Source organism: Serratia sp. FS14 (assembly GCF_000695995.1).
Taxonomy (GTDB): Bacteria; Pseudomonadota; Gammaproteobacteria; order Enterobacterales; family Enterobacteriaceae; genus Serratia; species Serratia nematodiphila.
Genome location: NZ_CP005927.1, coordinates 287,715 through 300,077, shown reverse-complemented (window position 1 = coordinate 300,077; position 12,363 = coordinate 287,715). Strand labels below are relative to the sequence as shown.

The window sequence follows — 12,363 nt, the reverse complement described above, 5'->3', positions numbered from 1 at the left end:
GCGATAAAAAAGACGCCTGCGGGCGTCTTTTTTTATGCTTTCAGCTTCCGCTGTTGGCGCGGTGAATTATTGCTTCCCTATCATCGTCTTTAAAACGAAAAGCGCCGACTCATGTTGGTCTTTATTGACTCGTTCGAGATACATATTATCAATCGCGTCGGCGATGGGGCGGCTGGCTTCGAACAGCGCCTGCCCAGCAGGCGTCAGGTAAATAAATCGGCGGCGCCTATCATGCTCGCCGGCTTCCCGTTTTAATAGACCTTTTCCTTCCATGCGGCCTAGCAATTCGGCCAGCGCGGCTTTACTGCTGATCGCCGCTTCCATTAATTCGATTTGTTCAATGCCCGGCGTTTCTGAAACGGTGGCCAGAATGGAATATTGTTGTTTGCTGAGTTCAGGAAGCGATTTTTGCCATTGAGCACTATGATCCTGAAGCAGTTCGCGAATGAGGTGGAAAAAAGTATTGGCCAGCGTTCTGTTCATACATTATTCCCTGAAAGGAAAAAAGCTAACAATAATATCAATATAACAAAATAAGCCGATAAGGGATACCTGTCCGGAAAGTTGTTCGTTTACGAACGGTTACATATTGCCCACTTGTTTTATCGCTATCTCAGGACTAGATTTGATAAATCGTTCGCATACGAACTTTGTGGGGTGTTGCATGAAATTAGTGATCGCGATGACGGGCGCGACCGGGGCGCCGCTGGGTACGGCGCTGCTTCAGGCGCTAAAAGACATGGAGGGCATAGAGACGCATTTGATCTTGAGTAAGTGGGCCAAAACGACCATTGAACTCGAAACAAATTTCACCGTGCATGACGTGATGGCGATGGCCGACGTGACGCACAGTTCTGCCGATCAGGCCGCCACGATCTCTTCAGGTTCTTTTCATACGGACGGCATGATCATTATTCCCTGCAGTATGAAAACGTTGGCGGGTATTCGAGCCGGTTATGCTGAAGGGCTTATTGGCAGAGCGGCGGATGTGATTATCAAAGAAGGGCGGAAGTTGGTGTTGGTTCCCAGAGAAACGCCGTTGAGTACTATTCACTTGGAAAATATGCTCGCGCTCTCGAAATTGGGGGTGTCATTGGTTCCCCCCATGCCCGCTTATTATAACCACCCCACTCATATCGATGACGTTACCGATCATATTGTCGCACGCGTGCTGGATCAATTTGGTCTTGATCATCGCCGGGCAAAGCGCTGGGCAGGACTAAAAGAAAATAGCAAAAAAACCACTGACACCGAGGAAGGTTAAATATGGCTTATGACGATCTGCGAAGTTATTTAGCGGCGCTGGATGAGGCCGGACAATTACTCGATATTACCGAGGAGGTTCAGGCGGAACCGGATATCGCCGCGGCAGCCAACGCCACAGGCAGAATGGGTGAGGGCGCCCCCGCCATTGCATTCAGGAACATTAAAGGCTTTGAACACGCGCATGTGGTCATGAATACCATCGGGTCATGGCAGAATCACGCCATAGCCCTGGGGCTCCCGCCGGCCACGCCGGTGAAGCAGCAAATCGATGAGTATATTCGCCGCTGGGATCATTTTCCCGTCTCTGCGGAACGTCGCGATAATCCGCCCTGGGCCGAGAACGAGGTCAACGGTGAGGAGATTAATCTGTTTGAGATCCTGCCGCTGTTTCGCTTAAACGACGGCGACGGTGGATTCTACCTGGATAAGGCCTGCGTGGTTTCCCGCGATCCTGAAGATCCGACCCACTTCGGCAAGCAAAACGTCGGCATTTATCGCATGGAGGTGAAGGGCAAGCGTAAGCTGGGCCTGCAGCCCGTGCCGATGCACGACATCGCGCTGCATCTGCATAAAGCAGAAGAGCGCGGCGAGGATCTGCCTATCGCCATTACGCTGGGCAATGACCCGATCATTACGCTGATGGGGGCGACGCCGCTCAAATACGATCAGTCGGAGTATGAAATGGCCGGCGCCCTGCGTGAAAGCCCGTACCCGATAGCGACGGCCCCCTTGACCGGCTTTGATGTGCCCTGGGGTTCCGAAGTCATCATTGAAGGGGTGATTGAAGGCCGCAAGCGCGAGATTGAAGGCCCGTTCGGCGAATTTACGGGGCACTATTCCGGCGGTCGCAACATGACGGTGGTGCGCATCGATAAGGTTTCTTACCGCTCGCGGCCGATTTTCGAATCCCTGTATCTGGGCATGCCCTGGACAGAAATCGACTACCTGATGGGGCCGGCCACCTGTGTGCCGCTGTATCAGCAGTTGAAAGCCGAGTTTCCGGAAGTGCAGGCGGTTAATGCGATGTATACCCACGGGTTGCTCGTCATCATTTCCACTAAAAAGCGTTACGGCGGTTTCGCGCGCGCGGTGGGGATGCGGGCGATGACCACGCCGCATGGGCTGGGCTATGTGAAAATGGTGATCATGGTCGATGAGGATGTCGATCCCTTCAACCTGCCGCAGGTTATGTGGGCGCTGTCCGCCAAGGTCAATCCGGCCGGCGATTTGGTGCAATTGCCGAATATGTCGGTGCTGGAGTTGGATCCCGGCTCCAGCCCGGCGGGGATCACGGACAAACTCATCATTGACGCGACCACGCCGGTGGCTCCGGATACGCGCGGCCACTACAGCCAGCCGGTCAAGGATTTACCCGAAACTGCCCTGTGGGTGGATAAATTAACCGCCATGCTGGCTAACCGTCATTAAGGAGTTCCTATGATTTGTCCTCGTTGTGCCGATAAACAGATAGACGTCATGGCGCATTCACCGATCAAGGGCGTGTGGACGGTATACCAGTGTCAACACTGCCTTTATACCTGGCGTAATACCGAACCTGCTCGCAGAACGGAACGGGAGCATTATCCGCCCGAGTTTCGCATGACTCAGCAGGATATCGATAATGCGCCGGAAGTGCCGACCATTCCTCCTCTTCTGAGGAAATGAAACCGCAGGCGGGGAAAAGCCCGCCTTTTCATGGAAATAACAATGATGAAAAATGAAGACGTCGTTCTGCTTGACGCCGCCTGGCAGCCCTGCGGGACGACGCCCAAAGATCAGGTCCACACGCGGCATACGCCGCTGCATCTGGCTTTTTCATGCTACCTGTTTACTGTCGAGGGTGCAGTGTTGGTCACCCGGCGCGCGTTGAGCAAAACCGCCTGGCCGGGGGTCTGGACCAATTCTTTTTGTGGGCATCCCCTGCCGCAAGAGGCGCTGGCGCAGGCCGTTATACGTCGCGCTCAGGTTGAATTGGGCACGGAAGTCGAGCAGATAACGCTGCTGAGCGACGCCTTCAGTTATCAGGCGACCGACGTGTCCGGCATCATGGAGAATGAGGTTTGCCCGGTATTTGCCGCGTATTGTAAAGGCGCTCTCTGTGCTAATCCGGATGAAGTGGCGGATTATGTGTGGGTCGATCTCAATAACTTAATGGCGGCGGTAAAATTAACGCCATTCGCTTTCAGCCCGTGGATGGTTTCTCAATTGAATACCGGTGCGATAACATCAGGTTTGAAAAAATACAGGGATGCCATAACCATAAAGAGCGCTGCGCGCGACATTAGGGACGGTGCTGTAATAAAATAAATAGTCACCGTAAGGGTGACTATTTATTCATTCATGTTTACAGGCTGCCGCCGACCGAGGTCGAGGTGGAGCCGATAGTCTCGCGGAAATGTTTCGCGTAGTCGGCCACTTCCTGCTGCGTATGCGTCAGGCCATAAAGACCCAGCCCCACACCGCCTGCAACGCCGCCGATGATGGTGCCGACCAATTGGCCGACCGCACCGGCAATAAAGCCGCCTGCGCCTGCGGATTTACCTGCAATCAGCGCGCCGGTCATGGCGCCGTCCAACAGCCCATCCCAGGCCGCGTTCAGATCGCCACCGCTAACGTACTGTTCTTCATATTGACTAAGTACTTTCATATACAATCCTTATAAATAAAAGGGTGACTTAGTGGGTTTAATTAAATTCTAAAATAACACCGTAGCGCTATTTCACTTTAAAAATATAACGGCTGCCATTTGATTGGCAATATTCCATTCAACGAAGGGTGTTATTTGGTTAAATATAGTCGCATTTATTTTTGGCGAGTGTTTTAAAGAGGGGGATTGGGAATTTTCTTGGGAAAAATAGCAGATATCGCTGGGAGGTGAGAAGCAAAGCCGCCACCGGTTGGCGCAGCTTGTCACTATTTTCACATTTATTGTCTCGTCATTCGCATGGCGTTAGGCCCACATTGCAATTATTCCATTAAAAACTATAGCTAATTAATGAGTTATATATCCGCATTTATTGCCCGCCATTGAAAAAATTCTCGCAAAAAATCTCCGCTGTGAAAATAAGATCACACAAGCGTAACAAAAGGTAAACAAACCCCTCCTATATTGGCTGCTTCGCTTTTGGAGGGAGTGTCATGCGTAACTGGAACGAACCGAAAAAGAACAAAGCGCACATCGAACTGATCCCGATGATCGACGTGATGATGTTTTTATTGGTGTTTTTCGTCTTGATCAGCCTGAACGTCATTCCGGCGCTCGGGCTGAAAACGCAGTTGCCGTCCGCCGGCAGCGCGCAACAGCTGAAACCGCAGAAGAAAGCGATCATCACGCTGGGGGCCGACGAACAGCTGCAGCTGGATGGCCAGCCGATCGCGCTCGACGCGTTGGTCAACACGCTCAAGCAACAGCAGCAGGCCAACCAGACCACCACCATCATCGTCAACAGCGATAAAGGTGTGGCGGTCGAGCGGCTGGTGGCGGTCATGGACAACCTGCGCCAGGGCGGCTTCTTCTCCGTCTCCATCGCGACACGGAAGCTGTGACATGTATCTGCTCTATCGCTCACGTCATCTTTTCAGCTGGTTGCCGGCGCTGATTGTCGCCGGTTGCCTGCTGTTCGCCAGCCAACAGGCGGCGCTGAAGATCCAGCCGCGCTACGACGAAACCGCCATTGAACTGGCGCTGGTGGAACCTGAACCGGCGCCGGAACCCCAACCGGAAACGCCGCCGGAGCCTCAGCCCGAACCGCCGCCGCCCGAGCCGGAGCCGATCCCCGAACCGGTGGTGCCAGCGCCGGAACCGATCGTGGAAGCCAAGCCGGTGCCGAAGCCACAGCCAAAGCCCAAACCCAAACCGGTGAAAGAGAAAGCCAAACCGGTAGAGAAACCTAAACCGACGCCGGCGCCCGCCGCACCGCGCGCGCTGGTCAGCAAGCCGGCGGCGCAGCCCGCACCGGCCGCCCCCGCGGCGCCGAAGGTGAACGCGCAGGCGATAGAAAACGGCTACCTGCTGACCTTGCGCCGTGAGCTGGAACAGCGCAAGCGCTACCCGAGCGGGCGGCAGGCCTCGCTCGAGCGCCCGCAGGGCAACGTCGAGGTGTGGCTGGAGGTCGATCGCAGCGGGCGGGTGCTCTCTTCCGGCATCGCCAACAAGGCCGCCAGCATGCTGCTGAATCGCGCGGCGATGAGCAGCCTGCAAAGCATCAGTTCAGTGAAGCCGTTCCCGAGCGAGGCGTTCGCCGGGCAAACAACCAAAAGATTTACCGCGACGTTCAATTATCAGGCGCCTTAGCGCAAGGGTTAATCGTTTGATTTTTAAGGGATGCACACCATGAAATCGTTTAATCGTTCTGGGATCTATCTGGCGGTGATGTCGGCGGTGCTGCCGGGCGCCGCGCTGGCGGCCGACGCCACCGATGTCGGCACCATCAGCGTCAAGGGGCAGTCGCTCGGCGGCGGCATGATGGTGCAGGATGACAGCGCCAAGGCGCGCTCCACCGTCACCAAAGAGGCGATGGACAAAATGCCGTCGGCGGCCAACGCCATCGATAAACTGAAATACACGCCGGGCCTGAACGTCAACAGCAACGACGCCAGCGGCCTGAGCGGCGTGGACTACACCATGCGCGGCATGAACTCGGATCAGATCGGCCTGTCGATGGACGGCATCCCGATCAACGACTCCGGCAACTACGCGGTCTACCCGAACCTGCTGGGCGACGCGGAAAACCTGGAGGAGGTGTTCGTCACCCAGGGGTCTTCCGAAGCGGACGGCCCGCACATCGGCTCCAGCGGCGGCAACATCGGCCTGGTGACGCGCCGCCCGGCGAAAGACTTCGGCGGTTTCGTCAAGCAGACGCTGGGCAGCAACAGCCTGAGCAAAACCTTCGCCCGCCTGGAGACCGGCGAGTACAACGGCTTCAGCAACTGGCTCTCCTATTCGCACACCGAGGCGAAGAAATGGCGCGGCGAGGGGCGGCTGTACTCCGACAAGTTCGAGATGAACTCGCTGTATGAAGACGGCAACGGCAACAGCAGCAATCTGGTGATGAAGTACAACCGCCAGAACAACACCAACTACAACACCTTGAGCAAGGCGCAGTTCCAAAACGACGGCCGTGACACCGATTATGTCACCTCGCCGGAGTACAACAGCAAAGGGCAGTTGAACAAGTATTACAAGATTGAACGCAACCCGTTCGAGAACTTCACGCTGTCGTTCACCCAGAAGCTGCAGCTGCGCGACAACCTGTCGCTGACCCTGCAACCGTATTACTACTGGGGCAACGGCGGCAGCTTCAACGGCCAGACGGCGTCGGTATTGTCCAGCACGTCGGACAGAGCCGGGCAGTACGATCTCAGCAACCTGAAATCCAACACCTACTACCGCCCGTCGTGGACGCAGACCTGGCGGCCGGGCATCACCACCAAGCTGAAGTGGGACATCAACGATCAGCACAGTCTGGATATCGGTTACTGGTATGAACGCGCGCGCCAGCTGCAGACCCAGCCGTTCATCAGCATCAAGGGCGACGGCAACCCGTCGCAGATTTGGGGGCCGCCGGGCGGTTCCGATCAGGTGAAGGACGCCAACGGCAACACCGTTCAGGGGCGCAACCAGTACACCATCACCCCGGCACAGAAAGTGTGGCTGCAGGATACCTGGTTTGCCACACCGGACTGGACCTTCGTCGGCGGCCTGGCCTATCAGTACGTGGAGCGTAAAGGGGACAACCGCGGCAGCCTGTACAACGTGCCGGAGAAGCGCAAAGCCACCTATCACGAATTCCTGCCGAACTTCAGCGCCAGCTATAAGGTGAACCAGGAAAACCAGGTGTTCTACAACCTGACGCGCAACATGCGCACGCCGCCCAACTACGTGCTGTACAATGTCGGCGACTCGCTCAGCACCAAGCCGGAGCTGAGCTGGAACCACGAACTGGGCTGGCGTTTCCAGCAAGAGGACATGCTGCTGAGCGCCACGCTGTTCTACATGCGCTACAGCGATCGCCAGATCTCCACCACCAACGCGGCCGGCGACTACGAAATGATGAACATCGGCAACGTGGAGAACAAAGGGCTGGAGCTGGAGTGGAGCGGCCAACTGCCGCATAACTTCAATTACTACACCTCTTATACCTATACCCAATCGAAGCAGAAGAGCGACATCGTCAGCAACGGCGGGCAGCCGCTGCCGACCTCCGGCAAAGAGGTGCCGAACGTGCCGAAAAACCTGCTGAACATGACGTTGGGTTATGACGACGGGCTGTATTACGGCAGCGTCAGCGGCAAGTACGTCAGCGCGTTCTATGGCGATCTGACCAACGACGAGAAGATCGGCGGGCGCACGGTGTTCGATCTGGCGGCGGGGGTGCATCTGCCGGTGGACAAGAAAATCGTCAAAAGCGCCGCGCTGCGTTTTGGCATCAGCAACCTGTTTGACAAGGAATACCTGACCTCGGTGCGCACCACCACCTTCAACGCGGCGCCCTACGGCGGCGTGAAGGCCAGCACCCCGTATTACAACGTCGGCGAAGAACGCACCTTCAGCGTCTCGCTGGAAGCCACCTTTTAACTGAACGCCCAGCCGCCTGCCGGGCGGCGGGGAAGAGGAGCCCTGTATGGACGCCAATCTGTTGCACGACATTATTTTCTACGTGATGTACGCCGCGCTGGCGATTGCGCTGGTGATCATCATCGAACGCACGCTGTACTTCGCCTATACCCAGCGCCAGGCGCGCCGGCTGGAGCAGGCGCTGACGCCGGACGTACGCCGCGCCGCCGATCTGCCGGACGCGCTGACCCAGCGCAACAGCCTGCCGATGGCGGTGATCGCGCCGGTGCTGGCGCAGAAACACCGCGCCGGCGATCGCGAGGCGATCGGCGATCTGATCGACGCCCAGTACCTGCTGAGCAAGCCGCCGATGGCGCGCGGCCTGTGGCTGCTGGAAACCGTGGTCACCGCCGCGCCGTTGCTGGGGCTGCTCGGCACGGTGATGGGGATCATCGAAACCTTCAAGGCGCTGGCCGCCTCGGGGGTGTCCGAGCCGAGCCTGGTGTCGGCCGGGATGGGCACCGCGCTGTACGCCACTGGCCTCGGCATCGCCATCGCGCTGCTGTGCCTAGTGGCCAACAACTTCCTGCAGAGCCGCATGGAGCGCATCAACGAGCTGCTGAAGGTGCTGCTGATCCGCGCCGGTCAACCGGCCAGCCGCCCGGAGAGCGGCAGCGGCGAACAATGGGTTGACAGCGGGGCGCCGCGCTATGCCTAATGGCCATCCAACACGGCGGCCGTTCGGCCGCCTTTATACGGCATTGTGGGGCGGTTGTTTGTTGATGTTGAGCCAGAGCGCTGCGGCGCGTTTTGCGATTCCCGGTTACGAGCTGGTGTATACCGCACCGGTAGAAACCGCGCTGCAGGCCGACGACCTGCGCAACACCGCCGAGGTGTGGCGCGAGATGTTCGACGCGGCGAAAACCCGCATCGACCTGGGGCAGTTTTACGTAGCGAATCAGGACGGTTCGCTGCTGGACGGCGTGCTGCAGCGCCTGAAGGCGGCCGGTGAGCGCGGGGTGAAAATCCGCTTCCTGCTGGAGGAGAAAGGCATCCGCAACTCCACCGCCGAGACGCTGGAGCAGCTGAAGGCGATCCCCAATCTGGAGCTGCGCATCATTCCTTACCAGAAGCTGAGCGGCGGCATCCTGCACGCCAAGTATCTGCTGGTGGACGGCGAACAGGCGTTTGTCGGCAGCCAGAACTTCGACTGGCGCGCGCTGGAGCATATTCACGAAACCGGGCTGCGCATCAGCGACGCCAAGGTGGTGGGGCAAATTCAGGCGATCTTCGAACAGGACTGGCAGGCGCAGGCGCTGCTGGCGCAGGATAAGCCGGTGCCGGCGCTGCCCGATTCGCCGCCGACCGCGCCCCCGCAGGGCAACTATCTGGTGGCCAGCCCGCGCGCCTACAACCCGGCGGGCGTGCTCGATTCGCAGGCCGAGCTGCCGCGCCTGCTGGCCGACGCCAAACGGCGGGTGCGGGTGCAGGTGATGGATTACGCGCCGCTGTCGTTTGGCCCGGAGCGCAGCCGCCCCTTCTATGCGGTGATCGACAATGCGCTGCGCAGCGCAGCGGCGCGCGGCGTGCAGATCGAGCTGATGGTGGCCAACTGGAACACCAAAAAGCCGGATATCGCCTGGCTGAAGAGCCTGGCGCTGGTGCCGAACGTGCAGATCAAGGTGGTGACCATTCCGCCGGCCAGCAGCGGCTTCATTCCGTTTGCCCGGGTGATCCACAGCAAGCTGATGACCATCGATGATGAGATTGCCTGGGTGGGCACCAGCAACTGGACCGGCGGCTATCTGGACAACTCGCGCAATCTGGAGTTGGTGCTGCACAGCGCGGCGATGAGCGGGCGGTTGGACAGGCTGTACCAACAGCTGTGGGACAGCGTCTACGCCGAGCCGTTGAAGCTGGATTACGATTACCCGACGCCCAAACCGGGCGGCGAATCCTGACGGTCAGGGCGCGTTAACCCGCGCCCCGCGTTGTTTACCGCCGCCAGCCGGCCTTCTCCAGCGCCGTCACCAGCTGTTCGGCGCTCAACCCTTCCGCCCGATGGCCGTTGCCGCTGACGGTATTGGCCGCCAGCAGCGCATTGACGATCGCCTCTTCCACCGCTTCCGCCGCCGCCGCGAACAGCGCCGAAATGTAGTCGTTGTTCACCATGCGCAGCGGCGTGGTGAAAGCGCCTTTATTGGCGTAGTCGGCGGGCGGCAGGCCGTCGTTGCCGGTGGCGAAGGCGATAAAGATATCGCCGCTCGAATCCTCGGTGCCGCCGCCGGTGCGGGCGATGCCGATGCTTGCGCGCTGCGCCAGCCGCGCGCACTGGTGCGGCAGCAGCGGCGCGTCGGTCGCCAGCGCCACCACGATGGAGCCCATGCCGGGATGCGGCAACTGCGGCGTGAACGGCGAGGGGATATGCCCCAGGTGGCGGCCCACCGGGTAACCACCGACCAGCAGCGACTCGCGTTTGCCGTGGTTGGCCTGCACGATGGCGCCCACCGTCCAGCCGCCTTGATCGGCGGGCAAGCGGCGCGATGCGGTGCCGCTGCCGCCCTTGAACTCATGACAGATCATGCCGCTGCCGCCGCCGACCGCGCCTTCCTGCGGCAAGCCGCCTCGGGCCGACTGCTGCGCCTGGCGCACGTGCTCGGCCTTGACGTGAAAGCCGTTGATGTCGTTGAGCAGGCCATCGAAGGTTTCCATCACCACCGGCATATTCCAGTACACCGCGTTGTCGCTCGCGGGCAGCGCTTCGCGTTCCAGCGCGATCAGCGCATCGCGCACGACCCCCACGCTGTGGGTGTTGGTGAAGGCGATCGGGCTGGTCAGCAGCCCCGCTTCGCGCACCCATTCCAGGCCGGTGGCGTCGCCGTTGCCGTTCAACACGTGCACGCCGGCAAAGCAGGGGGCGTGGCGGGCGGAGCCGGGGCGCGGTTCGATCACCGTCACGCCGGTGCGCACGCTGCGCCCGTCCGCCAAATCGGCATGAAGGCTGGCATGGCCGACGCGCACGCCGGGCACGTCGGTGATGGCGTTCAGCGGGCCGGGCGTGCCCTGGCCGATGGTGATGCCCAGATCCTGAGCGCGCTGCGTCATGGTTATTCTCCTTCTATTGAGGGGGCGGCGAGGGGCGCCGTCTGGCGGCCGCGCAGATGGTTCAGCGCCAGCCCGAAGCCGATGATGCCGGCAATGATAATAAAGTCTTTCAGGCTGCTGGCGATCAAAATCGTCCACAGCACGTACAGGCAGCACAGCAGCGCCGCCAGCACCGGCAGCGGCCACAGCGGCATCAGGTACGGGTGATGGAAGTGGCGGCGACGGCGGCTGATCAGCGCCGCCACCGCCATGATGATGTACACCAGCAGCAGCAGGATCACGGTGAACGAGGTCAGCGATTCGAGATCGGAGCAAAATGCCAGCAGCGCCGAGGGCACGCCGAACAGCAGGGTGGCGATCCAGGGGGTGCCGAAGCGCGGGTGGATGATTTTCAGCGCCCGGTTGAACGCCGGCAGCCAGAAACCGTCGCGCCCGCTGGCGAACATCATGCGGCTGAACTGCGCCACGATGGCGATAATGGCGTTGAACACCGACAGATAAATCGCGCCGCTCACCACCCGCGCCAGCGTCGGGCCGCCGAGCTGGGTGACCACATAGCCGACCGGGTCGGCCTGTTTGGCCATCTCCGCCAGCGACGGCGAGCCGATCAGCAGGGCGGTGAACGGCACCAGTTCCACCAGCACCACGATGACCAGCGTCAGCATGATCGCGACCGCCATCGGTTTGCCCTGCTCGCGCATATCTTCCGCCATGTACACCGCCGCGCCGTAGCCGTTGTAGGAGAACAGCGCGACCCCGACCATGGCGACGATCAGCGGCAGCGACACCGGCGCTAGGCTGCCCTGCGCGTCCAGCATCACCGGCGCGGTGAGGATCTCCGCGCTTTGATGCGGATGGCTGAAACCGAGCCAGGCGATCAGCGCCAGCACCGCCACTTCCACCACCAGAAAGGCGCCGGTCAGCAGGGCGTTGGCCTTGATGTTGAAAATGGCGCAGGCGCCGCCGATCAGCACGGTGATCATGCCGGCGGTGGAGGCGTCGAATGAGGTGCCCAGCGCGGTATTCAGATAGGGCACGGCGCCGGTGGCCAGCACCGCCGGCACGAACAGCGCGGCGCTGAGAATAAACAGATAGGTCTGCAACCCGCACAGGGTGCCGAACAGGCGTTTGATGATGCTGTATTCGCCGCCGGCGCTGGGGTGCGCGGCGCCGAGCTCGGCATAGCACAGCGCGATGGTGGCGGCGACGCAGGCGGCGATCAGAAATGACAGAAAGGCGCCGCTGCCGGCGCTGGCGATCGCCAGCGGCGCGATGACGAAGATCGAACTGGCCGGCGTCACGCCGGACGCGGTAATCATCACCACGTCGAGGACGCTGAGATTGCCTTTGAAAGTGTGTTCAGGGGCGGACTCTTGCATGGTTAACGACTCCATTAACGTGTGAGTGAATTATTGTTTTGCTGCACAGGCTGTACG

At 59.8% G+C, this 12,363-nt stretch carries 13 protein-coding genes; 9 read left to right on the top strand and 4 right to left on the bottom strand.

From position 1 onward, the window contains the following. Positions 1–66: 66 nt before the first annotated feature. A complete protein-coding gene (locus L085_RS01365; RefSeq protein WP_044029770.1) occupies positions 67–483 on the bottom strand; it encodes a MarR family winged helix-turn-helix transcriptional regulator in 417 nt (138 codons plus the stop codon). A 181-nt stretch (positions 484–664) separates the two neighbouring features. On the opposite strand from L085_RS01365, the gene L085_RS01360 reads away from it, so the two are divergent. From L085_RS01360 to idi, 4 genes are read left to right on the top strand one after another with little or no spacing between them, the layout of a single operon-like run. After that, complete coding sequence (locus L085_RS01360) at positions 665–1,264, top strand: non-oxidative hydroxyarylic acid decarboxylases subunit B (RefSeq protein ID WP_015376504.1); 600 nt, start codon at positions 665–667, stop codon at positions 1,262–1,264. Between the two features lie 2 nt (positions 1,265–1,266). Beyond that, positions 1,267–2,694: a non-oxidative hydroxyarylic acid decarboxylases subunit C gene (locus L085_RS01355; protein ID WP_015376505.1), complete on the top strand. Its 1,428-nt coding sequence runs from the start codon at positions 1,267–1,269 to the stop codon at positions 2,692–2,694. 9 nt (positions 2,695–2,703) lie between these two features. Beyond that, positions 2,704–2,931, top strand: a complete 228-nt coding sequence (locus tag L085_RS24270) for a non-oxidative hydroxyarylic acid decarboxylases subunit D (protein WP_071841592.1) — start codon at positions 2,704–2,706, stop codon at positions 2,929–2,931. A gap of 42 nt (positions 2,932–2,973) precedes the next feature. Then, entirely contained in the window at positions 2,974–3,573 is a 600-nt protein-coding gene (gene idi / locus L085_RS01350; protein WP_015376506.1) for an isopentenyl-diphosphate Delta-isomerase, read from the top strand. A 37-nt stretch (positions 3,574–3,610) separates the two neighbouring features. Here idi and L085_RS01345 read toward each other — a convergent pair whose 3' ends face one another. After that, a complete protein-coding gene (locus L085_RS01345) occupies positions 3,611–3,913 on the bottom strand; it encodes a hypothetical protein (RefSeq protein WP_004933246.1) in 303 nt (100 codons plus the stop codon). A gap of 491 nt (positions 3,914–4,404) precedes the next feature. Between L085_RS01345 and L085_RS01340 the strand changes: the two genes are divergently transcribed. The 5 genes from L085_RS01340 to L085_RS01320 are packed head-to-tail and all read left to right on the top strand — an operon-like array spanning position 4,405 to position 9,783. Next, positions 4,405–4,812: a biopolymer transporter ExbD gene (locus L085_RS01340; protein WP_004933244.1), complete on the top strand. Its 408-nt coding sequence runs from the start codon at positions 4,405–4,407 to the stop codon at positions 4,810–4,812. Position 4,813: 1 nt separating this feature from the next. Then, positions 4,814–5,560: an energy transducer TonB gene (locus L085_RS01335; protein WP_044029768.1), complete on the top strand. Its 747-nt coding sequence runs from the start codon at positions 4,814–4,816 to the stop codon at positions 5,558–5,560. Between the two features lie 39 nt (positions 5,561–5,599). Next, positions 5,600–7,843, top strand: coding sequence for a TonB-dependent receptor (locus tag L085_RS01330; RefSeq protein ID WP_044029767.1), 2,244 nt, complete (start codon positions 5,600–5,602; stop codon positions 7,841–7,843). Positions 7,844–7,889: 46 nt separating this feature from the next. Continuing rightward, positions 7,890–8,540 (top strand): MotA/TolQ/ExbB proton channel family protein, encoded by a 651-nt coding sequence (locus L085_RS01325; protein ID WP_044029766.1) that lies wholly within the window; start codon positions 7,890–7,892, stop codon positions 8,538–8,540. After that, complete coding sequence (locus tag L085_RS01320; protein WP_044029764.1) at positions 8,533–9,783, top strand: phospholipase D-like domain-containing protein; 1,251 nt, start codon at positions 8,533–8,535, stop codon at positions 9,781–9,783. Before L085_RS01325 ends, L085_RS01320 begins: the two co-directional genes overlap by 8 nt. A 34-nt stretch (positions 9,784–9,817) precedes the next feature. Here the strand turns inward: L085_RS01320 and L085_RS01315 are convergent, their stop codons facing one another. Together L085_RS01315 and L085_RS01310 are read right to left on the bottom strand one after the other, a co-directional pair. Next, a complete protein-coding gene (locus tag L085_RS01315) occupies positions 9,818–10,927 on the bottom strand; it encodes a P1 family peptidase (protein ID WP_044029763.1) in 1,110 nt (369 codons plus the stop codon). A 2-nt stretch (positions 10,928–10,929) separates the two neighbouring features. Next, positions 10,930–12,306 carry an amino acid permease gene (locus tag L085_RS01310; RefSeq protein ID WP_015376511.1) on the bottom strand — a complete coding sequence of 459 codons (1,377 nt, stop codon included), beginning with the start codon at positions 12,304–12,306 and terminating at the stop codon, positions 10,930–10,932. Positions 12,307–12,363 lie beyond the last annotated feature (57 nt).